We start from the raw sequence: 26,069 nt of genomic DNA on the forward strand, positions 1-26,069 counted from the left end.
TAGGGTTATCCGCCCTGCGCCGAGACCGCCGGGGGAGGAGCCAGGGAGGCTGTTCCTGGCTCCTCCCGTGCGATCAGTGATGCTCGCGCGTCGCGCGGAAGCGGATGTCCGGCCAGCGTTCTTCCATCAGGCTGAGGTTGACGCGGGTCGGCGCCAGGTAGGTGAGGTGCCCGCCGCCGTCCACGGAGAGGTTCTCGAAGGCCTTGTCCTTGAACTCCTTGAGCTTCTTCTCGTCGTCGCACTCGATCCAGCGTGCCGACCAGACGTTGATCGCCTCGTAGGCGCACTCGACCTTGTATTCCTCCTTCAGGCGGCTGGCGACCACGTCGAACTGCAGCACGCCCACCGCACCGAGGATGATGTCGTTGTTGCGCTCGGGGAAGAACACCTGGGTCGCACCTTCCTCGGCCAGTTCCTGCAGGCCCTGGCGCAACTGCTTGGACTTCAGCGGGTCTTTCAGGCGCACGCGGCGGAACAGTTCCGGGGCGAAGTGCGGGATGCCGGTGAAACCGAAGTTCTCGCCTTCGCTGAAGGTGTCGCCGATCTGGATGGTGCCGTGGTTGTGCAGGCCGATGATGTCGCCGGCATAGGCCTCTTCCAGTTGCTCGCGCTCGGAGGAGAAGAAGGTCAGCGCGTCGGCGATCTTCACGTCCTTGCCCAGGCGCACGTGGCGCATCTTCATGCCTTTCTCGTACTTGCCCGAGCAGATGCGCATGAAGGCGATGCGGTCGCGGTGCTTGGGATCCATGTTCGCCTGGATCTTGAACACGAAGCCGGAGAACTTCTCCTCGGTCGGCTCCACGCTGCGTTCGTGGGTGGCGCGCGACAGCGGCTGCGGCGCCCAGTCGACGATGCAGTCGAGGACCTGGTCGACGCCGAAGTTGCCCAGCGCGGTGCCGAAGAACACCGGGGTCATCTCGCCCTTGAGGAAGGCGTCCTTGTCGAATTCGTGGCAGGCGCCCTGCACCAGCTCCAGCTCCTCGACGAAATTGTCGTAGAGATCGCCGAGGTGGGCGCGGGCTTCGTCGGAGTCGAGCTTTTCGATGACCTTGGTCTCGATGCGCTCGTGGCCGTGGCCCGGGACGTAGACGATGATCCTGTCGTCGGCCAGGTGGTAGACGCCCTTGAAGTCCTTGTAGCAGCCGATCGGCCAGGTGATCGGCGCGGCCTTGATCTTCAGCACCGCCTCGATCTCGTCGAGCAGCTCGATGGGGTCGCGGATGTCGCGGTCGAGCTTGTTGATGAAGCTGACGATGGGCGTGTCACGCAGCCGGCAGACTTCCATCAGGGCGATGGTCCGCGGTTCGACGCCCTTGCCGCCGTCGAGCACCATCAGCGCCGAGTCCACCGCGGTCAGGGTGCGGTAGGTGTCTTCGGAGAAGTCTTCGTGGCCGGGGGTGTCGAGCAGGTTGATCATGTGCTCGCGGTAGGGGAACTGCATCACCGAGGTGGTGATGGAGATGCCGCGCTGCTTTTCCATCTCCATCCAGTCGGACGTGGCGTGGCGGTCGGACTTGCGCGACTTCACGGTACCGGCGACGGCGATCGCCTTGCCCATCAGCAGGAGCTTCTCGGTGATGGTGGTCTTACCGGCGTCGGGGTGGGAAATGATCGCGAAGGTACGGCGCTTCGCGACTTCGGCGGCCTGAGTGGTCATGGATGCGTGCCTGCTGGAATCCGTTGGCGTGGGCGCGGGACGGCCCGGAAAAACGCGGGATTATAGCGGTAAAACGCGGCGCGTCGGGATGCCTGTCATCCGGCGATCGATGGAATTGCCGGTGGACAGCGAACTTGTCGCAGTCGTGCCGTTCCAAGCAGCCAGCGGCGGCCACCGCCGGATAGACTGCTTTCATTTCACCCGATCGAAGGAAATCACCATGAACGGAGTATCCAGACTGCTCTCCCTGGCGTTGCTGGGCGCGGCGCTGCACTGGGCGCCGGCGCAGGCCGAGGAGCAGCCGCGGCTGTTCGAACTGCTCGGCCAGCCCGGCTACAAGGCCACCTGGCATGCCATGTTCAAGGGCGAGAGCGACGTGCCGAAATGGGTTTCCGACGCCAGCGGCCCGAGTTCCCCGTCCACCAGCCTGAGCCTGGAGGGCCAGCCCTACGTCCTGGCCAACAGTTGCAAACCCCACGATTGCGGCAACAACCGCCTGCTGGTGGCGTTCCGTGGCGACAAGAGTGCCGCCTACGGGCTGCAGGTGAGCCTGCCGGACGAGCCCGCCGAAGTCATGCAGACGCCGAGCAAGTACGCCACCTATCGCTGGTACGGCGAACCCTCCAGGCAGGTCCGCGAGCTGCTGATGAAACAGTTGGAGAGCGATCCGAACTGGAAGTGACGCCGGGCCTGAGGGGGACCAGGCCCGGCGGCGGGAAGGGCGGATGATCGCTGGCGATCGTCCGCCGTTGCGCCATGCGCTCCCGCAGTCTTCCTTCAGAAACCGACCGAGGCCTGTACGTACAGGGTGCGCGGCTGGCCGACGTAGAGGCCCTTGTTGTTGTCGTCGAACGAGCGGGTGTAGTAGCGGCGATCGAACAGGTTCTTCACCCCCAGGCCGAGCTTGAGGTCGTTCAGTTGCGGGCCGAAGTCGTAGGTGCCGCGCGCGCTCCAGACCATCCAGCCGGCGATCCGCCCGGTGCTGCCGTCGGCGCTTTCGCTCTCGGTGTTGGCGTTGTCGGCGTACTGGCTGGTCTGGAAGCTGCCGTCGAGGTTGTAGCTCCAGGCACCGGTGCGGTAGTTGGCGCCAAGGGTGCCCTTGTGCTTCGAGGAGAACGGCACCTGGTTGCCCTTGTTCGGCCCGTCCTCGCGAATGCTCGCGTCGACGTAGGCGTAGCTGGCATAGACGTCGAAGCCGGAGAGCAGCGGGTCGAGATCGGCCAGGTCGTAGGCGATCGCCGCCTCGATGCCCTTGTGCCGGGTCTTGCCGCGGGCGGTCACGCTGTCGGTCTGCTGGTTGCTCTCGTACTGGTTGTCGAAGTTGATCAGGAAGGCGCCCAGTTCGGCGCGCAGGATGCCGTCGTCGTAGCGGCTGCCGAGTTCCCAGGTGCGGGCCTTCTCCGGTTCGATGTCGCCGCTCTGCACTGCCTTGCCCATCTGGCTGTACTGCACGGTGCCGAACGAGCCCTCGGTGTTGGCGTAGAGGTTCCAGCTCGGCGTGAGGTGGTAGATCACGTTGAGCGCCGGCAGCGAGGCGTTGTAGCGGCCGCTGTCCTTGCTGTTCTTCAGCAGGTTCTTCTGTTCGGAGTCGATCTTCTCGTAGCGGATGCCAGGGGTGATGGTCCAGTTGCCGATGTCGATGCGATCGTCGATGTAGAACGCGTTGGCTTCGGTGCTGCCGCGGGTGTCGCGGTCGTTGCGGCTGCCGGTGCTGGGTAGCTGGCCGCTGTCGGCGCGGGTCCAGTAGCGCAGCTCGTGGCTGGCTTCGTTGACGTAGCGGTGGCCGATGCCCACTTCGTGGCGACTTTCGCCCAGCTCGAAGCCCTGGCTGAAGCGGGTTTCCAGGCCTCGCACCCAGTATTCGCGCGGCGACAGGGTGAGGTTGCGGCCCTGGTCGAGGTAGCCGCTGCGCAGGGTCTTGGTGAAGAAGCCGGTGACGTTGAGCTTCTGGCTGGCGTTGGGGGTGTATTCGTAGCTGGCGCTGGCCAGGGTACGGCGGCCCCAGAACTTGTCGTAGGGACGGGTCGACTGGTACGGATCGTCGCGGTAGGCCGCGGCGCTGAGGCCGCCGGGCATGTCGGCCTCGCCGTCGTAGTACTGGGTCATCGCCGAAAACGCGTGTTCGTCGCTGGGCTGGAAGCGGCCCTTGAGAATCAGGTCGTCGATCCGCGTATCGCTGTGCTCGCGCCAATCGCCGCCGCGGGTGCCGGAGTAGAGCAGGGCGCCGCCGAGGCCGTTGGTGCCGGTGCCGCCGATCAGCACGTTGTGGGTGGTCTTCAGGCCGTCCTGGCTGGAGCTGGGGCTGAGTTCGCTGTGCACGTCGAGCTTGGTGGCGAAGTCCTCGGGGATCGCCCGGGTCACGAAGTTGACGATGCCACCGACGTTCTGCGGCCCGTAGCGCACCGCGCCGCCGCCGCGGACCACGTCCACCGCGTCCATGTTGCCGATGGACACCGGCGCCAGCGACAACTGTGGCTGGCCGTAGGGAGCGAAGGGCACCGGGATGCCGTCCATCAGCACCGTCGAGCGCGACGCCAGGCGCGGGTTGAGGCCGCGAATGCCGAAGTTCAATGCCAGGTCGTGGCTGCCGGTGCCGTTGTTGAGCGGCGCGCTGACCCCGGGAATGCGCTCCAGCACTTCGCGGGTGCTGGCCGCGCCTTGGGCCTGGAACTGCTCGCGGCGGACCACGTCGCGCGCACCGGGATGCTCGAAGACGTCGGCGGCGCTGGCGTCGGCCAGCCAGTCGCCGACCACGGTGAGCGCCTGCAGGTTGGCCGGGTCTTCCACCGGCAGCGCCTCCAGGGTATAGGCGCCGTCGCCGCGGGCGCGCGCCTCCAGGCCGGAGCCGGCGAGCAGGGCGGCCAGGGCTTCCTCCAGGGTGTACTCGCCGTCCAGCGCCTGGCTGCGTCGCGCGGCGGTCTGTTCCGGGCTGAAGGCGATCAGCACGCCGGCCTGGCGGCCTAGGTGGTTCAGCGCCTGCTCCAGCGGCTCGGCAGGCAGGCGGTAGTACTGGCGGGCATCGGTGCGGATCTCGGCGGCGCAGGCGCTGCCGGCGGAAACCAGGACGGGACCGCCGAGGCAGGCGAGGAGCAGGGCGCGGCTGAGCGGCGACAGGGCGCGTGACGGGGACATGAGGGACACTCCAGTGGATCTTTCGAGGTTGGCTTTCCTCCTCTGTCACGCGAGGTGGGGAAAAAGGCTCAGGTACGCGGAAATATCTTTCCGCTCATTCGCGCGGGTGCACGCCGACCCAGTAGCGGGTGACGCGCCGTACCTCCACAGGCAGCACCGCCGGCAGGGTGGCGAGGATCCGCTCGCTATCGTCCAGCGGATAGCTGCCGGAAATCCGCAGGCCGCCGATGCGCGGGTCGCAGCCCAGCCGGCCGGGGCGGTAGCGCGCGACTTCGGCGAGGAATTCGTCCAGGCGCATGCCGGCGGCCACCAGCATGCCGTCGGTCCAGGCGCCGCTGCCGACCGGCAACGGCTGCGGAACGCCGAGTCGCTCGCGGTCGAAGTCCAACTGCCGGCCGCTGGGCAGCAGCAGGCCTTGGCCGGCGTGGTTCTCCACCTGCACCGCGCCTTCGTGGACGGCGACGCGGGTGCGTCCGGCGAACTGGCGCACGTCGAACCGGGTGCCCACCGGTCGCAGCCGGCCTTCCGCGCTGTACACGTGCAGCGGGCGCGGGTCCTGGCCGGTGCTGAGCTGGATTTCCCCGCGCAGCAGGAGCAGGCGCCGTTCGCCGGCATCGAAGCGTACATCCACCGCCGTGTCGCTGTTCAGCTCGAGGCGACTGCCGTCGGCCAGGGCCAGGCGCCGGCGTTCGCCGACGCCGGTGGCATAGTCGGCGCTCCAGCGCTGCAGGCTGCCGCTCTCGCGCAGGCCCCAGGCGCTGCCGCCGGCGGCCAGGACCAGCAGCAGGGTCTTCAGCGCGCGCCGGCGTTGCGGCGAATGCGGTGCGTTGATGGCGGCCAGGGCCAGTGGCGTGCCTATCCCGGCCAGGCGCTGGTTGACCGCCTCGATGTGGCGCCAGGCCTGCTCGTGTTCCGGGGCCGCCTGGCGCCAGCGCTGCCAGGCCTGGCGCAGGCGTTCGTCGTCGGCGCCGCCCTGCAGCTCGACCAGCCAGCGCACGGCCTGTTCGGCCACCTGCGGCGGCACCTTGGGTGCGGCGGGCAGGCTCATGGCAGCTCGGCGAAGTAGCAGCGTTGCGCAGCCTTGAGCATGTAGCGCTTGACGCTGCTCAGGGAGATGCCCAGCTGCGTGGCGATCTCGGCGTAGCCCAGGCCGTCGAGCTGGGCCAGCAGGAAGGTCTCCTTGGCCAGCGGCGGCAGACCGTCGAGCAGACGGTCCAGCTCGACCAGGGTCTCCAGGACGATGGCGCGGGTCTCTTCGCTGGGGACTTCCCGCTCGGGGAGGCTGGCCAGGGCTTCCAGGTAGGCGCGCTCGACGTCCTGGCGGCGGTAGTGGTTGCACAGCACGCGGCGGGCGATGGTGGTGAGGAAGGCGCGCGGTTCGTCGATGCGCGCGGCCTGGCGCGAAACCAGGACCTTGACGAAGGTGTCCTGGGCCAGGTCGGCGGCGTTCTGCGGGCAGCCGAGGCGGCGCCGCAGCCAGCCCGTGAGCCAGTGGTGGTGGTCGCTGTAGAGGGTATGCAACGCGGCCGCGTGGGCGAGGTCGGCGCTCGACACCTGGACATTCCCGGAGCAGAAGGATTAACGAATGATAATAGTTATCATTTTATGCTGCGGGAATGCCTGCCTACAACCGCAGGCTGTCGGCGCCTGGCTTTCAGGAGGCTTTCAGGGCGGCGCGGTACTGCCCCGGGGTGGCGCCATGGGCTTCGCGGAAGCGCCGGTTGAAATGGCTCGGACTGGCGAAGCCGCAGGCCAGCGAGACCTCCTGGAGCGACTGCGCGGAGTACGCCAGCAGGTCGCGGGCCCGCGCCAGGCGTCGTTCCAGCACGTAGCGGTGCGGCGGCAGGCCGAAGGAGACGCGGAACATGCGCGCGAAGTGGTACTCGGAGAGCGCCGCCAGCTCCGCCAGCGACCCCAGTTCCAGCGGCTGCTCCAGGTGGCTTTCGATGTAGTCGGCCAGGCGCCGCCGCACGTGCGCGGCCAGCCCGCCCTGCCAGCGTACGTCGGTACGCCTGCCGCACCCGGTGAGCAGCAGGTGGTCCACCGCCTGGTGGGCGAGGCTGGTGCATAGCAGGCGCTCGCCGGGTTCGTTCCAGTCCTGTCGTTCCAGGGTCCGGCACAGGGCGGCCAGCGGCTCGTCCTGGATGTAGGTGCGCTCCTCCAGTTGCAGGCTGCGCGGTTCGCAATCGAGGGTGCGTACCGCCGCGCCGGCCAGGCGTTCCGGGCTGATGTACAGGTGCATGAAGCCCAGGCCGCGTGTCACCGCCCAGTCGGAGTGGTGTTCGGCCGGCATCACGCAGAAGCGATCGGGGCCGCCATAGAGCCCGGGACGATCGCGGCGGAAGGTCTGCCAGCCGCCCTGCAGGTAGAGCGACAGGGTGTGATGGCCGGGGTCGCTGTAGCCGAGGATCTCCGCTTCGTCGCGGTACCAATGGGCGAGCGCCAGGCCGTCGCTGAGCGTGCTGCTGCGCAGCAGGCGCGCATTGGAGGTCCGGTCGAGGGTGCGGAATACCTGGAAATCGCTGGGTTGGTGCATGCCGGCCATGCTACCCGCGCCCGGACGCTGCCGCGAGAGGCGGCGGATGAAAAGCGCAAGAATGGACAATGGTCGCGCCCGGCCTCGCCCGCAGACTGACGGCATCCTGTCGTTGCGGAGTCGCCATGAATCTTTCGCTGTACCTGCTCACCGTGCTCATCTGGGGCACCACCTGGATCGCCATCAAGCTGCAGATGGGCCCGGTGGCGATCACCCTGTCGATCGCCTACCGCTTCGCCCTGGCGGCGCTGGTGCTGTTCGCCGTGCTGCTGCTCGGCCGCCGCCTGCAAAGGCTGGACGCACGGGGCCAACGCCTGTGCATGGCCCAGGGCGTATGCCTGTTCTGCCTGAATTTCATCTGCTTCTATACCGCCAGCCAGTGGATTCCCAGCGGCCTGGTGGCCGTGGTGTTCTCCACCGCCACCCTGTGGAATGCGCTGAACGCCCGCCTGTGGTTCGGCCAGCGCATCGCGTCGAACGTGATGGCCGGTGGCGGTCTCGGCCTGCTCGGCCTGGGGCTGCTGTTCTGGCCGGAATTGGTGGGTCACCAGGCCACCCCGGAAACCTTCTACGGCCTCGGCCTGGCCCTGCTAGGCACGCTGTGCTTCTCCACCGGCAACATGCTTTCCAGCCTGCAACAGAAGGCCGGCATCCGCCCGCTCACCGGCAATGCCTGGAGCATGCTCTACGGCACCCTGATCCTCCTGGCGCTGTGCCTGTTCCAGGGCGTGCCGCTGAATTTCGACTGGAGCGCGCGCTACGTCGGCTCGCTGCTGTACCTGGCGATCCCCGGCTCGGTGATCGGCTTCACCGCCTACCTGACCCTGGTCGGGCGCATGGGCCCGGATCGCGCCGCCTACTGCACCGTGCTGTTCCCGGTGGTGGCGCTGAACATCTCGGCCTTCGCCGAGGGCTACCGCTGGACCGCTCCGGCGCTGGCCGGGCTGGTCCTGGTGATGCTCGGCAACGTCTTGGTGTTCCGCAAGCCGAAGGCGCCGGCGCTGGCCGGGCCGGCGCGCTCGACCTAGCGGAGAGGGAGGCGCGCTCAGCCGCGTCGCCACACCTGCGGATTGACCAGGTCCAGCGGCCGCTCGCCGCGCAAGGCCGCCTCGAAGTTCTGCAGCGCCCGCTCGGCCATGGCCCGGCGGGTCTCGTGGGTGGCCGAGCCGATGTGCGGCAGGGTCACCACGTTGTCCAGGGCGAACAGCGGCGATTCGGCCAGCGGTTCCTTCTCGTAGACATCCAGGCCGGCGCCGAGGATGCGTTTCTCCCGCAGGGCGGCGACCAGCGCGGCCTCGTCGACCACCTGGCCGCGGGCGACGTTGACCAGGATCGCCGAGGGCTTCATCAGGCCCAGTTCGCGCGCGCCGATCAACCGCCGGGTCTGCGCTCCCAGCGGCACCACCACGCAGACGAAGTCGGCCTCGCCGAGCAGTTCGTCGAAGCCGAGGAAGCGCGCGCCGAGTTCCTGTTCCAGTTCCGGCTTGCGGTTGTTGCCGTGGTAGAGCACCTGCATGCCGAAGCCGAAACGGCCGCGCCGGGCGATGGCCGCGCCGATCCGGCCGAGGCCGAGGATGCCGAGTTTCTTGCCATGCACATCGGTGCCGAACTGCGGGGCATCGACGGTGCGCTTCCAGTTCCCGGCCTTGACCCAGGCGTCCAGTTCGGCGACCCGTCGCGCGGCGCTGATCAGCAGGGCGAAGCCGAGGTCGGCGGTGGTCTCGGTGAGGACGTCGGGCGTGTTGGTGAGGGCGATGCCGCGGCGGTTCAGGTAGTCCAGGTCATAGTTGTCGTAGCCGACCGAGACGCTGGAGATGACTTCCAGCTGCTTCGCCTGTTCCAGTTGCCTGGCGCCGAGCGGCCGGCCGACGCCGATCATGCCGTGGGTATCGGGCAGGGCGGCGGCGTACTGGGCGTCGATGTCGCCCTGTTTCGGTTCGAGCACGCGGACGTTGAACTGGCGTTGCAGGCGTTCGAGATGCTCGGGGGCGAGGCGACTGAAGACGAAGACGTTCTTTTTCATGACGGGACTCTGCAAGCGGGAGCGAAAGCGCCGACCATACCACCGCCATCGAAGCGGCGGGCAGGGGCCCGCCACTGGGCGGGCGATTATCGGCTCAGGAGGGTCTTCCGAGTTCCAGGCCCAGCTCCACCAGCGCCGCTTCGTCGCGCTGGAGCAGGCCGGGCAGGCTTTCCTTGAGGTATTCCACCCAGGTCTTGATCTTCGCGTCGAGATACTGCCGCGAAGGGTACAGCGCATAGACGTTGAGCTGTTGCAGGCGGTGTTGCGGCAGTACCCGCACCAGGGTGCCCTTGCCCAGGTCCTCGATGGCCGAATACACCGGCAGGATGCCGATGCCCAGCCCGGAGCGGATTGCCTCGGTCATGGCGTCGCCGACATTGACCTGGAACGGCGAGGCGCCGATGGAGACCATTTCCTGGCCGTTGGGACCGTCGAACAGCCAGCGATCCAGCGGCACCACTGGGCTGACCAGGCGCAGGCAGTCGTGGCTGGCCAGCTCCGAAGGCTCGCTCGGCGTGCCGTTCAGGCGCAGGTACTCCGGCGAGGCGCAAAGAATGCTGTAGGTCTCGCCGATGCGCTGGGAAATGAAGCCGGAATCGGGTAGCTCGGAGGCCACCACGATGGCCACGTCGAAGCCCTCGTCGAGCAGGTCCGGCACGCGGTTGGCCATGGTCAGGTCGAAGGTCACGTCGCGGTACTGCTGGCGGTAGCCGGCGATGGCGCGGATCACGTAGTGCTGGCCGATGCCGGTCATCGAATGCAGCTTCAGCTTGCCGGCGGGGCGGGCATGGGCGTCGCTGGCTTCGGCCTCGGCTTCCTCGACGTAGGCGAGGATCTGCTCGCAGCGCAGCAGGTAGCGCTGGCCGGCCTCGGTGAGGGCGATGCGACGAGTGGTACGGTTGAGCAGGCGGGTGCGCAGGTGCGTCTCGAGGTTGGCCACCGCCCGCGAGACATAGGCGGTGGTGGTGTTGAGCTGCTGGGACGCCGCGGTGAAGCTGCCGGTTTCCGCCACGCAGACGAAGGCTCGCATGTTTTGCAGGGTGTCCATCGACGGGGCCTCCTAGGCACGCGCAGAAGTGTGTCAGATTGTTGCGAGGGCGGATTATTTCACATTACGCAATAAACAATCGCACTTGAGCCAGCTTATCAGCAGCCGCCAGCCTCTTAAAATTCATCGGCCCCCGAGCGCACGAACGCTCGAGCGGGTTGAACGGCGCCCGTACCGTTCAAATTCCGTGCTTCGCCCCTCCAGGATCAGACAACGTGCCGCGTGCTCTCAGGAAGGAACTGACCTTGGTCGGCTCCTTCGTCGGTTTTCTCGTCGTTTTCTCCGCAATATCCGGTTGTGTCAGTACAGGCGATATCGCCCCCCAGGCCGCCACGCTCGACGCCAACGCCCTGGCCACCGACCATGCGATCCAGGCTGCCGCCCGCGAGGCCGGCTGGCCGCAGGCGCAGTGGTGGAAGGTGTATGCCGATCCGCAGCTGGACGCCTGGATCGAGAAGGCGCTGGACGGCAATCCAGGCCTGGCGGTAGCCCATGCGCGGGTACGCCAGGCGAAGTCCATGGCCGGGCTGGTGGAGTCCATCGAGTCGCCGCAGATCGAGGGCAAGGGCTCGCTGGTCCGCCACCGCTGGCCGGACGACTATTTCTACGGCCCCGGCGACCTGGCGCGGACCACTTCCTGGAACAACTCCACCGAGATCGGCCTGAACTACAAGCTCGATCTCTGGGGGCGCGACCGCAGCGACAGCGAGCGCGCCGTCGACCTGGCCCACATGGCCGCCGCCGAGGCGCGCCAGGCGCAGCTCGAGCTGGAGGGCAACATCGTGCGCGCCTACGTCCAGCTCTCGTTGCAGTACGCCGAGATGGACATCGCCAAGGCCATGCTGCAACAGCAGCGCGACATCCTCGCCCTGGCCCAGCGTCGCCTGCGCGGCGGCATCGGCACGCATTTCGAGGTCAGCCAGGCGGAAGTGCCGCTGCCCGAGACCGAGCGCCGCATCGAGGTGATCGACGAAGAAATCCAGCTCACCCGCAACCTGCTCGCCGCCCTGGCCGGCAAGGGCCCGGGCGAGGGCCGCACGATCCGCCGGCCAAGCCTGAACCTGGCGGCGCAGCCGAGCCTGCCCAGCGCCTTGCCGGCCGAACTGCTCGGTCGCCGCCCGGATGTGGTCGCCCGCCGCTGGCAGGTCGCCGCCCTGGCCAAGGGCGTGGACGTGGCGCGCGCCGACTTCTACCCCAACGTCGACCTGATGGCCTCGGTCGGCTTCAGTGCCGTCGGCGGCGGCATGCTGGAGTTCTTCCGCAGCGCCAAGTACACCTACAGCGCCGGCCCGGCGGTGACCCTGCCGATCTTCGACGGCGGCCGCCTGCGTTCGCAGTTGGGCGAGGCGGCGGCCGGCTACGACGCGGCGGTGGAGCAATACAACCAGACCCTGGTGGATGCGCTGAAGAACATTTCCGACCAGTTGATCCGCCTGCATTCGGTGGACATCCAGAAGGACTTCGCCGCGCAATCGGTGGCTTCCGCGCAGAAGACCTACGATATCGCCACCCTGGCCTACCAGCGCGGCCTCACCGATTACCTCAACGTGCTCAACGCGCAGACCCGGCTGTTCCAGCAGCAACTGGTCCAGGAGCAGGTGCAGGCCGCCCGGCTGGCCGCCCACGCCAGCCTGCTCACCGCCCTCGGCGGCGGCGTCGGGGCCGGCGCCGATACGCCGGCGCAGCGGAAGCTGGCGCCGGAGAACGTCCCGGTCAGAGCGGTATCTTCGCGATGAGTGGCCGCTCCGCTGGTTTCGCCCTGCCCAGCCGCGACGAGTGGCGGCGCGCGCTGGCCGAGTGGGCGCGCAGCGACGGGGCGACCTGGATCTACGTGTTCAAGGTGCTCTGCGCGGCCTTCCTGACCCTCTGGCTGGCGATGCGCCTGGAGTTGCCGCAACCGAGCACGGCGACCATCACCGTGTTCATCGTCATGCAGCCGCAGAGCGGCCAGGTGTTCGCCAAGAGCTTCTACCGCATCCTCGGCACCCTGGTCGGCCTCAGCGTGATGGTCACCCTGATCGCCCTGTTCGCCCAGGAGCGGGTGCTGTTCCTGCTCAGCTCGGCGATCTGGATCGGCCTCTGCACCGCCGGGGCCGCCCGCTACCGTGACTTCCGCTCCTACGCCTGCGTGCTCGCCGGCTACACCGCGACGCTGATCGGCATCCCCGCCACCAGCCATCCGGAAGGCGCCTTCATGCAGGCGATCTGGCGGGTCCTGGAAATCAGCCTGGCGATTCTCTGCTCGGGCGTGGTCAGCGCGGTGATCATGCCGCAGACCACCAGCGCGGCGATGCGCAATGCGCTGTACGTGCGCTTCGGCCTGTTCGCCGCGTTCGTCCTCGACAGCCTGCGCGGGGTCGGCGGGCGCGAGCGCTTCGAAAGCAGCAACGTGGCCTTCGCCGCCCAGGCCGTGGGCCTGGAGACGATGCGCGCGGCGAGCGCCTTCGAGGATCCGCACATGCGCCTGCGCAATGGCCGGCTGATTCGCCTGAGCAGCGAGTTCATGGCCATGAATACCCGTTTCCACGCCCTCCACCAACTGCTCGAACGCCTGCGCGCACAGGGCTCCACCCAGGTGCTGGATGCGTTCGAGCCGTGCCTGGAGGAAATCACCGGGCTGCTCGAGGAGATCCGTGGCCGCGCCGTCACCGACCATGACGCCGAGCGCTTCGCCCAGCGCCTCGCCGACTGCCGCGAACGCCTGATGGCGCGTATCCGCCAGGCGCGCGGCGAGCTGCTGGCGCGGGAGCCGGGCGAAGAGGCGCGGCTGGACTTCAATACCGCCGCCGAGCTGCTCTACCGTTTCGCCGAGGAGATGCACGACTACGCCCTGACCCATGCCTCGCTGGCCGCCCACCGCCACGAGCGCGAGCAGTGGAAGGACGCCTTCACCGCCAAGGCCAACGCGGTGGCGGCGGCAGTGGCGGGGATGCGCACCGGGTTGATGATCCTGCTGTTCGGCTGTTTCTGGATCTACAGCACCTGGCCCAGCGGCGGCACCTTCGCCCTCAACGCGGTGGCGGTCTCGGCGTTGGCCTCGGCGGCGCCGAACCCGAAGAAGGTCGCCATGCAGATGGCCCTCGGCACCATGGCGGCGGCGCTGCTCGGCTTCAGCGAGATGTTCTTCGTCTACCCGCACATCGACGGTTTCCCGCTGCTGTGCCTGGTGCTGGCGCCGGTGTTCGCCCTCGGCGCGTTCATCTCCTCGCGGCCGCAGTGGGCCGGCTACGGTCTCGGCCTGCTGGTGTTCTTCTGCTTCGGTTCGGTGCCGGCGAACCTGACCGTCTACGACCCGGCCCACGTGATCAACGAGTACATCGCCCTGATCCTCTCGATGCTGCTCTCGGCCGCGGCCGCCGCGGTCATTCTGCCGCCCAACAGCGCCTGGCTGTGGAAGCGCCTCGAGCGCGACCTGCGGATGCGCGTGGTGTTCGCCATCAGCGGCAGGAGCAGGGGGCTTGGCTCGGCCTTCGAAAGCGGTACCCGCGACCTGCTGAACCAGGCCTATGGCGTCGCCGCCGGGCGCCCGGACGTGCAGCGCGGCCTGCTGCGCTGGATGTTCCTGGTGCTCGAGGTCGGCCACGCGATCATCGAGCTGCGTCGCGAGCAGGAGCGCCTGCCGGACGAACCCTGCTACGCCGAGGCCATGCCCTGGCGCCAGGCGATCCGCGCCATGGGGCGGGCCCTGATCCGGCTGTTCGTGCGCCCCGGCGCGGAGAACCTGGAGCGCGCCCTGGCGGCCGTCGACCAGGCCATCCACGCGGCCAGGCACACCGACGAACCCTGCGCGCCGCACTTCGACAGCTCGCCGCTACGGCGGGTGCGCAGCTACCTGCACTTCATCCGTTCTTCCCTGCTCGCGCCGACCTCGCCGCTGACCGAACTGGCCGGTCGGACGAGCGGCCAAGGTACCGTCCATGCCTCGTGAAATCGCCATCCATGGGGTCTACATGCCGACCCTGACGCTGTTGTTCGTGATCGCCGCGGCGCTCACCTGGGGCCTCGACCGGATCTTCGCCTCGGTTGGCCTGTATCGCTTCACCTGGCACCCGGCGCTGTTCCGGGTCAGCCTGTTCGCCTGCCTGTACGGCGGCCTGTCCCTGACCATCTACCGCTGAGGCGGTAGCGCACCTCTTCGTTATCGTGAGCCGACCATGACCTTGAAATCCGTAATCAGCCTGCTGGCGACCCTGCTGATCCTGCTGGTCGCCGTATTCATCGGGCGGACCCTGTGGGTCAACTACATGGACACCCCCTGGACCCGCGACGGTCGCGTGCGCGCCGACGTGATCAATGTCGCCGCCGACGTTTCCGGGATCGTCGTCGACGTCCCGGTGCGCGACAACCAGTTGGTGAAGAAAGGCGACCTGCTGATGCAGATCGACCCCGACCACTACCGCATCGCGGTGAAGCAGGCCGAGTCGCTGGTCGCCTCGCGCAAGGCGACCCTGGAGATGCGCCAGCTGAACGCCCGGCGGCGCGCGGAAATGGATGAGATGGTGGTCTCCCGCGAAAGCCGCGACGACGCCCACAACACCGCCGCCGCGGCGATGGCCGACTACGAGCAGGCCAAGGCCCAGCTCGACGCCGCGCGCCTGAACCTGGAGCGCACCCGGGTGGTGGCGCAGGTCGACGGCTACGTCACCAACCTCAACGTGCACCGTGGCGACTACGCGCGGGTCGGCGAGGCGAAGATGGCGGTGATCGACAAGAACTCCTACTGGGTCTACGGCTACTTCGAGGAAACCAAGCTGCCGTACATCCGCGAAGGCGACCCGGTGGACATGCAGCTGATGAGCGGCGAACACCTCAAGGGCCACGTGGAAAGCATCGCCCGCGGTATCTACGACCGCGACAACCCGGAAAGCCGCGAGCTGACCGCCGACGTCAACCCCACTTTCAACTGGGTGCGCCTGGCCCAGCGCGTGCCGGTGCGGGTACACATCGACGAAGTGCCGGACGGCGTGCTGCTCTCGGCGGGGATCACCTGCACGGTGATCGTCAAGCCACAAGGGCGCGACGACCAGGCCTCGGCGGCGCAGGCGCCGGGGCGGGCCGGTTGAGTGGAAGAGGCATGGAGAAGCCCGGCGGATGCCGGGCTTTTTCGTTTCGGCGGGGCGGAAGAGGGCGCCACTCGCCAGGAATACGCTGCGGTTGGCGGCTGCCGGCGGTGAATATCCACCCGGCGGCCTAGGCTCCGACCTGTTCGGCCGGCGACACGATCAGGCCCTTGCCGCCGCGCGAGCGGCCGGAGCTGAGGTAGTCGGCGATGGACTCCTGGGTGACCTCGCCGAGGAACTGCTGGTCGGGGTCGAGCACCGGCAGCCAGGAGCTGTTGAACTCGTACATCCGCGACAACAGGATGCGCAGGTGCTCGTCGTGGCTGGCGGTGACCCGGAACGGGGTGACGAACGGTTCGCAGGTGCCTTCCTGGCGGCGCAGGTCCTTGCGTCGCACGTAGCCCAGGCCTTTGCCCTGGTCATCCACCACGATCAGGTAGCGCCGGTCGTTCTCGTCCATCAGTTCCAGCGCCTCGGCCACCGGGGTTTGCGGCCGGGCGGTGACCAGGCTGCTGTCGGCGGCGTCCTCGGCGCGCACCAGGAGCAGGCGCTTGAGCGTGCTGTCCTGGCCGGTGAAGGCGCTGACGAACTCGTCCGCCGGGTGCGCCAGCAGGGTATCCGGGTGGTCGTACTGGAGCAGCCGGCCGCTCTTGAACACCGCCACCTTGTCGCCCAGCTTGATGGCTTCGTCGATGTCGTGGCTGACCATGATCACGGTCATGCCGAGCTTGCGCTGCATCTCGAAGAACTCGTTCTGGATCGACTCGCGGTTGATCGGATCGACCGCGCCGAACGGCTCGTCCATCAGCAGCAGCGGCGCGTCCGCCGCCAGCGCGCGGATCACCCCGACGCGCTGCTGCTGGCCGCCGGAGAGTTCGCGCGGGTAGCGTTGCAGGTACTGCTTGGGCTCCAGCTTGACCATGCTCATCAGCTCGCGGGCCTTCTCCTTGCAGCGCGCCTTGTCCCAGCCGAGCAGGCGCGGCACGACCATGATGTTTTCCTCGATGGTCATGTTCGGGAACAGGCCGATCTGCTGGATCACGTAGCCGATGTGGCGGCGCAGGGTGACTTCGTCGAGGTCCGCGGTGTCCTGGCCGTCGATCAGTACGCGGCCGGAGGTCGGCGGGATGATCCGGTTGATCATCTTCAGGGTGGTGGTCTTGCCGCAGCCGGAGGGGCCGAGGAAGACGCAGATCTCGCCTTTCTCCACGGTCAGGCTGACGGAATCGACGGCGCGGAACTCCTTGCCGTTCTTCTGGGTGAAGGTCTTGCTGAGCTTGTCCAGTTCGATCATGTTCGGCTCCTGTCAGTGCGCGCTGGCGCGCAGTCCCTTGGGGGTGAGGATGCGTTGCAGCCATTGCAGCAGCAGGTCGGCGACGATGGCCAGGAGGCTGACCAGTACCGCGCCGACCACCAGCATCGGCATGTTGCTCTGGCTGATGGAAGTGAGGATCAGCACGCCCAGGCCGCCGGCGCCGATCACCGCGGCGATGGTCATCACGCCGATGTTCATCACCACGGCGGTGCGTACGCCGGCGAGGATCACCGGCACCGCGAGGGGAATGTCGACCATCCGCAGGCGTTGCCAGAATGTCATGCCGATGCCCTTGCCGGCCTCGCGGATGCCCGCTTCGACGCCGGTCAGGGCGAGGTAGGTGTTGCGCAGGATCGGCAGCAGCGAATAGAGGAACACCGCGGTGATCGCCGGCAGCGGCCCGAGGCCCTGGCCGAATACCGAGTAGACCGGCATCAGCAGGCCGAACAGGGCGATCGAGGGGATGGTCAGCATCACCGTGGCGGCGCCCTGCAACGGGCCGGCCAGCCACGTGAAGCGGGTCATCAGCACGCCCAGCGGCACGCCGACGAGGATCGCCAGGCCTACGGCGACCAGTACCAGCAGCAGGTGCTGGAGGGTGAGCTGGCCGACCTGGGACCAGTCGAGATGGGAAAGCACGCTGAAGAAGTCCATTACTGGCTACCTCCCTGGCCGTCGTCGAGCAGGCGGTGTTCGCGGAGGAAGTCGGCGGCGACCTTCTGTGGCGTCTGCTGCTCGATATCGACCCGCGCGTTGAGCGCCTGCATGGTGGCGTCGTCGAGCCGCTCGATGATCGGATCGAACAGCGTGGCGAACTCCGGATGGCGCTGCATGACCTCCTTACGCACCACCGGGGCGGCGTTGTAGAAGGGGAAGTACTGCTTGTCGTCCTTCAGCACGCGCAGCTTGAAATCCTTCAGGCGGCCGTCGGTGGTGTAGACGAGGCCGAGGAACACCTGGCGGTTCTTCAGCGCGGTGTAGACCAGCCCGGCGTCCATCTGGCGGATGTCGTTGCGGGTGAAGTGCAGGCCGTACAGCTCGCTCATGGGGCCGAGGCCGTCGGGGCGGCCGGCGAACTCCGGGTCCATGGCGAACAGGTGGGTGCTCCCGGGCTCGGCCTCCTGCTGTTCGGCGAGCACCCGCGCGAGATCGCTGACGCTCTGGATGCCCAGGCGCTCGGCCTGTTCCTCGGGCATGGCCAGGGCATAGGTGTTGTTGAAGCGGGTCGGCTTCAGCCAGACCAGGCCCTGGGCTTCGTCGAGTTGCTTGACCCGGCGGTAGGAAGCCGCGGCGTCGAGCTTCTCGTCGATGTGGTTGTAGACGATCAGCGACGAGCCGGTGTACTCCCAGACGATATCCAGTTGGCCGCTTTCCTGGGCGGCGCGGGCCAGGGTGCTGCCCAGCCCGGTGGTGACCGTCACGTCGTAGCCGCGCTTCTGCAGGAACTGCGCGGTGATGGCGGTGAGGATGCGCTGCTCGGTGAAGGTCTTGCCGCCGATGCGCAGGGTTTCCGCCTGCGCCAGGCCGGCGGCGAGCAGGCCGGCGCAGGCCAGGCAGAGTGAGCGGATCAGTCGGTTCATCAGGCCTCCTTGGCGGTCAGGCCGCGTTCCAGGAACATGCGGCTGAACAGCACCACCAGGGCGTCCAGCAGCAGGGCGAGGAGCGCCGTGCAGGCGGCGCCGAGCAGCAGTTGCTGGTGGTTGTTCAGGTAGATGCCGGGGAAGATCAGGCTGCCCAGGCTGTTGGCGCCGATCAGGAACGCCAGCGGCGCGGAGCCGACGTTCAGCGCCAGGGCCACGCGCACGCCGCCGACGATGATCGGCACCGCGTTCGGCAGTTCCACCCGCAGCAGCACCTGGTTGGGCGTCATGCCGATGCCGGTGGCGGCTTCCTTCAGCGCCGGCGAGACATTGCGCAGACCCTCGTAGGTGTTGCGCACGATCGGCAGCAGCGAGGCGAGGAACAAGGCGAGGATCGCCGGGCCGTTGCCGATGCCGATGATCGCCAGGGCGATGGCCAGCACCGCCAGCGGCGGGATGGTGTTGCCGACGTTGAAGACCTGCATCAGGCGTTCGGCCTGGGCCTGCATGCCGGGACGGCTGAGCAGGATGCCGGCCGGCACGCCGACCAGCAGGGCGGCCGCCATCGAACTGAAGACCAGCACCAGGTGGGCCTGCAAGTAGAACAGCAGGTCCTCGCGGTAGTGGAGGATGGTCGCGGGGGTGATCCAGTGGATCAGCAAGGCCAGTACGGCGGCTGCGGCGCAGAGGCCGAGCAGGGCCTTGCCACAGGTTTTCACCATGGTCGGGACTCCCTTCGGAATGAGCGTTGGCTACGCTGTCGGGCGCTTCGTCGAAGCGCGGAAACAGGCCGGAAATCAAAGGCTTCGGATGGGCACCGAATTGCCGGCCCTGAAAGGGTTGACCGTTCGTCGTTCGCGGAGGTTCAACGAAACGGCCATGCTTGTGCCATGACCGGGCCTGGGCAAGCGGCCGCAGCCGCCGTCTCGCCTGGGCTGGCGGCGAACGAAGAAATTTTCCCGGGGGAGCGGGCGAGAAGGGCGTTGCCGCGTCGGCGGCGCGCCATGCACCGTATCGGTGCGATCGACGCCCAGGGCTTTTCTGCGGTTATGATGCGGGTTCCGAAATTTTCTCGGGCTTTTCCAGACATTCGCACCCCACGGTTCACGGATCGGCCTTTTGGGGTAGGTGTTTTACCTTCTGCTAAGGGAGTACCCCGCGTCATGCTCGATCTCGTCGCGGCATTCATTGCCTTGACCACCTTGCTCACCTACGTCAACTACCGCTTCATCCGCCTGCCGCCGACTATCGGCGTGATGGCCACGGCGCTGGTGTTCTCGCTGATCGTCCAGGGGCTGTCGGAACTGGGCTATCCGATCCTCGAGGTGGAGATGCAGGAAATCATCCGCCGCATCGACTTCTCCGAAGTGCTGATGACCTGGTTCCTGCCCGCGCTGCTGTTCGCCGGCGCACTGCACGTCGACCTCTCCGACCTGCGCAGCTACAAGTGGCCGATCGGCCTGCTGGCCACCGCCGGGGTGCTGATCGCCACCTTCGTCATCGGTGGCCTGGCCTACTACACCTTCCCGCTGTTCGGCTGGCAGGTGGATTTCATCTACTGCCTGCTGTTCGGCGCGCTGATCTCGCCGACCGACCCCATCGCCGTGCTCGGCATCCTCAAGTCCGCCGGCGCGCCGAAACCGCTGGCGACCACCATCGTCGGCGAGTCGCTGTTCAACGACGGCACCGCGGTGGTGGTGTTCGCCATCATCCTCGGCATCCTCCAGCTCGGCGAGGCGCCCACGGTCAGTGCCACGGCGATCCTCTTCGTCCAGGAAGCCATCGGCGGCGTGCTTTTCGGCGCGGTGCTCGGCTACGGCGTGTTCGTGATGATGCGCGGCATCGACCAGTACCAGGTGGAGGTCATGCTGACCCTCGCCCTGGTCATCGGCGGCGCCGCGCTGGCCGCGCGCCTGCACGTATCGGCGCCGATCGCGATGGTGGTGGCCGGGCTGATCATCGGCAACCACGGACGCCACTACGCGATGTCGGACGAGACCCGGCGCTACGTGGACAAGTTCTGGGAGCTGATCGACGAGATCCTCAACGCCCTGCTGTTCGCCCTGATCGGCCTGGAGCTGCTGCTGTTGCCGTTCTCCTGGCTGCACGTGGCGGCGGCCTTCGCCCTCGGCGGCGCGGTGCTGGTCTCGCGCCTGCTCACGGTGGGTCCGGCGATCCTGGTCCTGCGCCGTTTCCGTGGCGCCAACCGGCAGGTACCGGCGGGCACCATCCGCATCCTGGTCTGGGGCGGGCTGCGCGGCGGCGTCTCGGTGGCGCTGGCGCTGTCCCTGCCGCTGGGGCCGGAGCGCGACCTGATCCTCAGCCTGACCTACATCGTGGTGCTGGTATCGATCCTGCTCCAGGGGCTTTCCATCGGCCCGCTGGTGCGTCGTATCTACGCCGGCCAGCCGCTGGAGAAAAGCGAGGGGGCGCACTGAGCGCGGCCTTCGCAAGGCGAGCGCCCGCCGTCATGGCGGGCGTTTTCGTTGGCGGCCATCAGGCGCTGTCCTGTGGCGCTTCGTTGCGATGGGTGCCGCGCAGGTTCATCGCCGCCAGGCAGACCTGCAGCAGGATCAGCGCATAGGCCTGGGCGTACAGGCCCCAGGCGATCCACAGCAGGTTGCTGGCGAGGAACACCCAGAAGCCGACCTTGCGTCGTCGCCGGTGCGCCGACGCCACCAGCCAGGCGGCCACCACCGTGACCAGCATGGCGGGCCATTGCAGGTAGTCCAGCCAATGCATGCGCGCATCCTTTTTCCGACCTTTGAGGGGTCAGACCAGCCCTGGCGCGGCAAAGTGCGGTCGGATCGGATAGCCGTGCAGCAGCGACCTGACCCGTTCCTCGTCGAGCGCCCCGTTGAACTCGGCGCCCAGGGCTTCGCGGTGGATGCCGGTGGCGCCCAGCCAGAGGGTATCGATGCGCGCGGCGAGGGCGCCGGGGACGTCGGTCACCAGCGAGTCGCCGACGAACAGGATGTGCCGCGCGCCGCGCGCTTCCAGTTGCCGCTGGGCGATGCGGAAGGCCGCCGGGTCGGGCTTGCCGTACCAACTGACCTGGCCGCCTTCCTCGCTGAACAGCTCGGCGAGCATGCCCGCGCCGTATACCGTGCGGCCGCCGGAAACCACCACGCGGTCCGGGTTGGCGCAGAGGAACGGCAGGTCGGTGGCGCCGCGCAGGGGCGCGAAGCGCTGTTCCAGTTCTTCCTGGGGAAAGCTGCCGACGCCGACGATCAGCGCCGCCTGGGCGATGTCCTCGACGAAGCGCTCGCGGATTTCCGCCGGCCAGCTCTGCTGGGCCAGGCCGACGCCGGCCAGGTAGATGCCGCCACGCCGGTAGTCGGCGGTTTGCAGCAGGGCGTCGATGGTCAACTGGCCGGAGGTGGTGATGCCGGCGAACCAGTCGCGCTGGATGCCCAGGCGCTCGAGCCCGGCGCTCATTTCCACCACGCTGCTGGACGAGTTGCTGAGGAACCAGACCGGGCGGCCTTCGGCGTGCCGCCGGGCGAGCCAGGCGAGGGCGCCGGGGAACGCCTCGGCGCCGTCCATCACTACGCCCCAGAGATCGAGAAGGAAGCCGTCATAGTCGGCGCAGAGCGCTTCCAGTTGCGCATGGTCGAGCAGGCGGGTGCTGGTGGCGGCGCTGAAGCGCGGGGAGGTCGGGGCATCGCTCATGGGAGTCTCGTCGCGGCTGTCGAAGTGGGCCGCCGCGTGCGGCGGCGAGCCCCAAGGGTGCCAAACTTGCGTGACGGGACCAAGCCTTTCGGCCCTGCGCGTGTTTACGGCCGGTCGAGCGCCTGGGCCATCCACTCGCGCACATGGCAGAGGGCGAAGCGCGATGGGCTGCATTCGCCGTTGGCCATCGCCAGGCGCAGGCCGTCGACGTCGGCGCCGCGCACATAGGCGCTGGCGTCGCGCATGTCGTCCTCGTCGCCGAAACCGCCGTGCTGCATTTCCTCCAGCGCGGCCTGCTTGTCCCAGCCCTGCACGACGATGCGGTACATGGCGGCGAACAGTCCGGTGCGGTTGTTGCCGTGCTTGCAGTGCATCAGTACCGAGCCTTCGCGCTCGGCGGCCTGCAACTGGCGGAGGACGCTGAGCACCTCGGCGTCGTCGACCCGGTCGGCGTGGGTTGGCAGGCTGAGCACCCGCACCGGAGCCTGGCCCAGCCAGGCGCGGTCGTCGTCCTTGATGAAGCTGACCACCGTCTTCACCTGCAGGCGTTGCAGCAGCGCGACGCTCTGTGCGTTGGGCAGCGCGCTGCGATAGAGGGTGGGGCTCATGCGGTAGAGGTTGATCGACGGGTCGACCGCTTGCGCCCAGGCTGGCGAACGCGTGGCGGCAGTCTCGGCGGCATGCAGCGGGCCGCCGAGCAGGAAGGCGCCGAGCACGGCGGCTAGGAGCAGGCGGAGCCAGGCGAGCGGTGAACGGTGCATGTCGGCCTCGTGCGGTGGGTGGCCAACACTAGGCGAGGGCGGGTCAAGCCGAGCTGAAGAGAATGTGAAGAATTCGTTGAGGCAGCCTCACCTGTCAGCGCAGGAAGAATCCATAGACCCTGCCGGAGAAGAACACCAGCAACAGCGCCGGATAGCACAGGTAGTGCAGCACCACGATGAGCAGTGCCGCCGGGCTGGGATCGCCTTTCAGCGAGGCGAGGCCGACCAGTAGCAGGTAAAGGATCCCGAGCACTCCGCCATACAGGGCGACCAGGCGCAAGCGCTCGCCCCAGGTCGGCCAGCGCCGCTGCGCGCGGGCGAACCACCAGGCCAGGCCGCCGGCGACCAGCGCGGCGATCAGCAGGCTGGCCGGCAGGCCGCCGAAGCGGACCACCCCGCGCAGCAGCACGTTGAGCAGGATCGCCGCGGCGATCCCGGCCAGGGCGTAGTAACGGATGGGTACGGCAAGGCGGTCGCCCATGGCGGTATCTCCTGGCGGTTTCAGAGGCGCGTGTCGAGGCCGAAGCGCTTCTTCAGCAGCCGCTCCAGCAGGCCGCGCGGCATCCAGCGGGCCAGCGCCGGCAGGGCCCGGCTGCCATTGCCGATGCGCACCAGCGGCGGGCGCGGACGGCGCTGCACGGCGGCGAGCAACTGGCGGGCGAAGTCTTCGGCGGGCGTGGGATTGTCCTGGGATGCCGCGGCGCGCGCCTGGATCTGCCGGCGCAACGGCCACCAGGGCGAGCGTTCGTCGACCACGCTGTCCATCTCGCGGCTGGCGCTGGCGCCGAAGTTCGAGGCGATGGCGCCCGGCTGCACTTCCAGCACCTCGACGCCGAACGGTGCCAGTTCCAGGCGCAGGGCATCGCTCAGCGCATGCACCGCGGCCTTGGAGGCGCAGTAGGCGCCGGCGAAGGGCGTGACCAGCACGCCGGAGACGCTGCCGACGTTCACCACCAGGCCGGACTTGCGCCTCAGCAGCGGGAACAGCGCGCGGGTCACGCCGACCACGGCGAACACGTTGGTCTCGAACTGCCGGCGCATGGCGTCGACGCCGCCGTCCAGCAGCGGACCCATGGCGCCGTAGCCGGCGTTGTTGACCAGGACGTCGAGGCCGGCGGCTTCGACTTCCAGCTCCTCGGCCAGACGGGCCAGCGCGGCGGCGTCGTTGACGTCCAGTTGCACCGCCTGGAAGCCGGCCTCGGCCAGGGCGCGCACGTCGTCTTCCTTGCGTGCGCTGGCCCAGACCCGGTAGCCGGCGCGCTGGAAGGCGTCGGCGAGGGCGCGGCCGATGCCGCTGGAGCAGCCGGTGACGAAGGCGACGGGTTGGCTCATGGGGCGGCGTTCCTTGGCTGGGAGTTGGAAGGAGGGCGGCCTACCGTACTGGATTCGCCGGCCGCGGAAAACCGCCCGAAGGCTCGGTCAGGCGTCCTTGCGCGCGATCCGCAGCGCCAGCGGCATGCGAACCCTGCGTGTCGAGGTCGGCTCGCCCCAGAGCGCGGCGACCCGTTGCAGGGCCTGGCGCACGAAAGCGTTGCCCTGCGCCTCGCGGCACAGGCGGCTGGCCGACTAGGTGGCCATGTAGTCGAACAACCGGGCCAGGCTCCATTGTTGCTCGATGACGAAGGCCGGCGCGGGGAGTTCGCCCAGCGGCAGCTCGACATCCCGGTAGGCGTTCCACAGCAGGCGGTTCTGTTGCGCCCAGTACGGGCCGATCGGGCGCAGGTATTCCTCGTCGATGGCGGCATCGATCTGCGCGTCGATGCTGAACCAGCCGTAGCCCCAGGCGGCGAACACGCCGCCGGGACGCAGCACGCGCAGCAGCTCGCGGTTGAAGCGCGAGTGGTCGAACCAGTGCCAGGCCTGGGCTACGCAGACCAGGTCGAAGGCGGCGTCGGGATAGTCGGTGGCTTCGGCGTCCTGCACGCTGTAGCGGATACCCGGATGGACAACGGCGTGTTCGATCTGCTGCGCGCTGGTGTCGCTGGCGAGGACTTCGCCGAAGTGCTGCGCCAGGCCGAGCGCGGCCTGGCCGGTACCGGTGGCGCAGTCCCAGGCGCGCCGGCGCTGGCCGCAGAGCCCGGCGAGATGGCGGTAGAGCGCATCGGGATAACGCGGGCGGGCGCTGGCGTAGGCAGCGGAGCCCTGGTCGAACAGACGGCGGGTTTCCATCGGGTCCTCCCTCGGTCAGTTGCCGAAACGCCCGTCCAGGCGTTCGGCGCGGAATTCCAGGGTGCTGGCGCGATAGCCCGGACGCAGCGGCGGCAGCGGCAGGCAGTCGTGCCAGCTGTCGCCGCCGAGCAGGGCGTTCGGCGCCCGGTAGCGCGGGCTGTCGAAGCTGGTGTCGGCCAGGTTGACGCTGTCGCCGGGGCGGTAGGCGGCGATCCTCCAGCGTAGCTCCAGCAACGGACGGTCGCTGCCGTTCTTCAGCTCGACCGCCAGCGGCCGGTCCACCGGACAGCGTTCCGGCGCATAGCTCAGGCGCAGTTCCTGGCGTTGCAGGTGGCGGCTTTCGTCGTTGTCCTGCCAGATCACCCAGGCCGCCACCAGGCCCAGCCCGGCGAGAGCCGCCAGGGAGACCGGCAGGGCCTTGGCCGGGTATCGGACGAGGAGGATGACCCAGGTGAGAACCAGCAGCGCACCGATCAGCATTGAAATGTCCTTTCTTCGAAGCCGAGGGGACATCCTAGCGCACTGCTGCGTATCGCAGGCGGTACGGGCACGCTTACGCGGCGGAGGAGCCGCGATATGCGCGAGGGAGGCCGAAAGGCGGGCGGCAGGCTGGGGATCGCCGCCGCCCCCGGCCTCGCCGTCATTCGCAGCGGCGCTTGCCGCCCGGCGTCAGCAGACGCTCCAGCTCGACGAACAGGCGCTCGGCGTCCTGCGCCTCGCAGTCCTCGCCGTAGCGCTTCTTCAGGCCGTGTTCGCTGAGGGTCAGGTGCAGGGTCGGGACTACCTCGTGGCGCGCCAGGCAGCCTTTCACGCAATGCAGCGGGCATCCGTCGAGGGCTAGGATCGGTCGCCCGGAGCGGGCCCGGCGGACCAGCAGCGGGACGTCGCCGCCGACTCCGGCGATGCAGGACATCTCCGCCAGCCGGGCGCGATCCAGGCGCAGCGCGAGATCGTTGGCCAGTTGCGCCACGTTGGAGCAGCCGGAGCAGGCGTAGACCAGGGGAAGGGGATCGTCGGGGCTGCGTTCGAACATCATGACGGGCGCCTCGTGGAAGGAAGCCGCCAGTATCGACGCAGCGCCGCGGTGGATTTCTTGACCGGAATCAAGCCCGCGCG

The 26,069-nt window shown here is 68.3% G+C and carries 25 protein-coding genes and 1 pseudogene; 7 read left to right on the forward strand and 19 right to left on the reverse strand.

Translation table 11 applies throughout. The features are described 5' to 3' along the window. Positions 1 to 73: 73 nt before the first annotated feature. Positions 74 to 1,657, reverse strand: coding sequence for a peptide chain release factor 3 (locus tag M6E97_RS01870; RefSeq protein ID WP_003093004.1), 1,584 nt, complete (start codon positions 1,655 to 1,657; stop codon positions 74 to 76). A 220-nt stretch (positions 1,658 to 1,877) separates the two neighbouring features. Between M6E97_RS01870 and ivy the strand changes: the two genes are divergently transcribed. After that, entirely contained in the window at positions 1,878 to 2,339 is a 462-nt protein-coding gene (gene ivy, locus M6E97_RS01875; protein WP_003093002.1) for a lysozyme inhibitor Ivy, read from the forward strand. A 95-nt stretch (positions 2,340 to 2,434) separates the two neighbouring features. Here the strand turns inward: ivy and fecA are convergent, their stop codons facing one another. The 4 genes from fecA to mdrR1 all read right to left on the reverse strand — a co-directional run bounded on the left by fecA (position 2,435) and on the right by mdrR1 (position 7,325). After that, entirely contained in the window at positions 2,435 to 4,789 is a 2,355-nt protein-coding gene (gene fecA, locus M6E97_RS01880) for a TonB-dependent Fe(3+) dicitrate receptor FecA (protein ID WP_033939656.1), read from the reverse strand. A 94-nt stretch (positions 4,790 to 4,883) separates the two neighbouring features. Then, on the reverse strand, positions 4,884 to 5,837 hold the full coding sequence (locus M6E97_RS01885; protein WP_009313412.1) for a FecR domain-containing protein: 954 nt from the start codon (positions 5,835 to 5,837) through the stop codon (positions 4,884 to 4,886). Then, positions 5,834 to 6,343, reverse strand: a complete 510-nt coding sequence (locus M6E97_RS01890) for a sigma-70 family RNA polymerase sigma factor (RefSeq protein WP_003092999.1) — start codon at positions 6,341 to 6,343, stop codon at positions 5,834 to 5,836. Before M6E97_RS01890 ends, M6E97_RS01885 begins: the two co-directional genes overlap by 4 nt. A gap of 100 nt (positions 6,344 to 6,443) precedes the next feature. Next, positions 6,444 to 7,325 (reverse strand): transcriptional regulator MdrR1, encoded by an 882-nt coding sequence (gene mdrR1 / locus M6E97_RS01895; RefSeq protein WP_003132628.1) that lies wholly within the window; start codon positions 7,323 to 7,325, stop codon positions 6,444 to 6,446. A 125-nt stretch (positions 7,326 to 7,450) separates the two neighbouring features. Here mdrR1 and M6E97_RS01900 point away from each other — a divergent pair, with 125 nt between their 5' ends. After that, on the forward strand, positions 7,451 to 8,353 hold the full coding sequence (locus tag M6E97_RS01900; protein ID WP_003092997.1) for a DMT family transporter: 903 nt from the start codon (positions 7,451 to 7,453) through the stop codon (positions 8,351 to 8,353). 17 nt (positions 8,354 to 8,370) lie between these two features. On the opposite strand, the gene M6E97_RS01905 is transcribed toward M6E97_RS01900, so the two are convergent. Then, positions 8,371 to 9,348 carry a 2-hydroxyacid dehydrogenase gene (locus M6E97_RS01905; RefSeq protein ID WP_003137762.1) on the reverse strand — a complete coding sequence of 326 codons (978 nt, stop codon included), beginning with the start codon at positions 9,346 to 9,348 and terminating at the stop codon, positions 8,371 to 8,373. A 94-nt stretch (positions 9,349 to 9,442) separates the two neighbouring features. Further along, positions 9,443 to 10,396: a LysR family transcriptional regulator gene (locus M6E97_RS01910; protein WP_003092994.1), complete on the reverse strand. Its 954-nt coding sequence runs from the start codon at positions 10,394 to 10,396 to the stop codon at positions 9,443 to 9,445. A 245-nt stretch (positions 10,397 to 10,641) separates the two neighbouring features. On the opposite strand from M6E97_RS01910, the gene M6E97_RS01915 reads away from it, so the two are divergent. Genes M6E97_RS01915 through M6E97_RS01930 form a run of 4 tightly spaced genes read left to right on the forward strand, consistent with a single transcriptional unit; the run spans position 10,642 to position 15,459 of the window. Then, complete coding sequence (locus tag M6E97_RS01915) at positions 10,642 to 12,132, forward strand: efflux transporter outer membrane subunit (RefSeq protein WP_003108854.1); 1,491 nt, start codon at positions 10,642 to 10,644, stop codon at positions 12,130 to 12,132. Further along, positions 12,129 to 14,324, forward strand: coding sequence for an FUSC family protein (locus M6E97_RS01920; protein ID WP_033939653.1), 2,196 nt, complete (start codon positions 12,129 to 12,131; stop codon positions 14,322 to 14,324). Before M6E97_RS01915 ends, M6E97_RS01920 begins: the two co-directional genes overlap by 4 nt. Continuing rightward, positions 14,314 to 14,514, forward strand: a complete 201-nt coding sequence (locus M6E97_RS01925; RefSeq protein ID WP_003082823.1) for a DUF1656 domain-containing protein — start codon at positions 14,314 to 14,316, stop codon at positions 14,512 to 14,514. The genes M6E97_RS01920 and M6E97_RS01925 overlap by 11 nt, the downstream gene beginning before the upstream one ends. Positions 14,515 to 14,550: 36 nt before the next feature. Continuing rightward, positions 14,551 to 15,459, forward strand: a complete 909-nt coding sequence (locus tag M6E97_RS01930) for an HlyD family secretion protein (protein ID WP_003113767.1) — start codon at positions 14,551 to 14,553, stop codon at positions 15,457 to 15,459. Positions 15,460 to 15,586: 127 nt separating this feature from the next. Here the strand turns inward: M6E97_RS01930 and M6E97_RS01935 are convergent, their stop codons facing one another. The 4 genes from M6E97_RS01935 to M6E97_RS01950 are packed head-to-tail and all read right to left on the reverse strand — an operon-like array spanning position 15,587 to position 19,073. Then, a complete protein-coding gene (locus M6E97_RS01935; protein WP_023111397.1) occupies positions 15,587 to 16,750 on the reverse strand; it encodes a betaine/proline/choline family ABC transporter ATP-binding protein in 1,164 nt (387 codons plus the stop codon). Positions 16,751 to 16,762: 12 nt separating this feature from the next. Further along, a complete protein-coding gene (locus tag M6E97_RS01940) occupies positions 16,763 to 17,425 on the reverse strand; it encodes an ABC transporter permease (protein WP_003092985.1) in 663 nt (220 codons plus the stop codon). Continuing rightward, a complete protein-coding gene (locus tag M6E97_RS01945) occupies positions 17,425 to 18,351 on the reverse strand; it encodes a glycine betaine ABC transporter substrate-binding protein (protein WP_031685398.1) in 927 nt (308 codons plus the stop codon). Before M6E97_RS01945 ends, M6E97_RS01940 begins: the two co-directional genes overlap by 1 nt. Further along, complete coding sequence (locus M6E97_RS01950) at positions 18,351 to 19,073, reverse strand: ABC transporter permease (RefSeq protein WP_003092982.1); 723 nt, start codon at positions 19,071 to 19,073, stop codon at positions 18,351 to 18,353. Before M6E97_RS01950 ends, M6E97_RS01945 begins: the two co-directional genes overlap by 1 nt. Before the next feature lie 441 nt (positions 19,074 to 19,514). Between M6E97_RS01950 and M6E97_RS01955 the strand changes: the two genes are divergently transcribed. Continuing rightward, the gene (locus tag M6E97_RS01955) at positions 19,515 to 20,789 is read left to right on the forward strand and encodes a cation:proton antiporter (RefSeq protein ID WP_003092979.1); all 1,275 of its coding nucleotides are present in this window, start codon (positions 19,515 to 19,517) and stop codon (positions 20,787 to 20,789) included. Positions 20,790 to 20,847: 58 nt separating this feature from the next. On the opposite strand, the gene M6E97_RS01960 is transcribed toward M6E97_RS01955, so the two are convergent. The 8 genes and pseudogenes from M6E97_RS01960 to anvM all read right to left on the reverse strand — a co-directional run bounded on the left by M6E97_RS01960 (position 20,848) and on the right by anvM (position 25,989). Next, positions 20,848 to 21,093, reverse strand: a complete 246-nt coding sequence (locus M6E97_RS01960) for a YgjV family protein (RefSeq protein WP_003092978.1) — start codon at positions 21,091 to 21,093, stop codon at positions 20,848 to 20,850. A gap of 30 nt (positions 21,094 to 21,123) precedes the next feature. After that, positions 21,124 to 22,023 (reverse strand): TIGR01459 family HAD-type hydrolase, encoded by a 900-nt coding sequence (locus M6E97_RS01965; protein WP_019726670.1) that lies wholly within the window; start codon positions 22,021 to 22,023, stop codon positions 21,124 to 21,126. A gap of 104 nt (positions 22,024 to 22,127) precedes the next feature. Continuing rightward, complete coding sequence (tpbA, locus tag M6E97_RS01970) at positions 22,128 to 22,784, reverse strand: tyrosine phosphatase TpbA (RefSeq protein WP_033939651.1); 657 nt, start codon at positions 22,782 to 22,784, stop codon at positions 22,128 to 22,130. Between the two features lie 94 nt (positions 22,785 to 22,878). Beyond that, positions 22,879 to 23,265 (reverse strand): hypothetical protein, encoded by a 387-nt coding sequence (locus tag M6E97_RS01975; protein WP_009313425.1) that lies wholly within the window; start codon positions 23,263 to 23,265, stop codon positions 22,879 to 22,881. 20 nt (positions 23,266 to 23,285) lie between these two features. Then, positions 23,286 to 24,116 (reverse strand): SDR family oxidoreductase, encoded by an 831-nt coding sequence (locus M6E97_RS01980; protein ID WP_014604019.1) that lies wholly within the window; start codon positions 24,114 to 24,116, stop codon positions 23,286 to 23,288. 87 nt (positions 24,117 to 24,203) lie between these two features. Beyond that, positions 24,204 to 24,953: pseudogene (locus tag M6E97_RS01985) on the reverse strand (class I SAM-dependent methyltransferase). Between the two features lie 15 nt (positions 24,954 to 24,968). Further along, complete coding sequence (locus M6E97_RS01990; RefSeq protein WP_003092973.1) at positions 24,969 to 25,433, reverse strand: hypothetical protein; 465 nt, start codon at positions 25,431 to 25,433, stop codon at positions 24,969 to 24,971. A 160-nt stretch (positions 25,434 to 25,593) separates the two neighbouring features. After that, positions 25,594 to 25,989: an anaerobic/virulence modulator AnvM gene (gene anvM / locus M6E97_RS01995; protein ID WP_003092971.1), complete on the reverse strand. Its 396-nt coding sequence runs from the start codon at positions 25,987 to 25,989 to the stop codon at positions 25,594 to 25,596. Between the last annotated feature and the right edge of the window lie 80 nt (positions 25,990 to 26,069).

Source organism: Pseudomonas sp. B111, from assembly GCF_026428275.1.
Lineage (GTDB): Bacteria > Pseudomonadota > Gammaproteobacteria > Pseudomonadales > Pseudomonadaceae > Pseudomonas > Pseudomonas aeruginosa.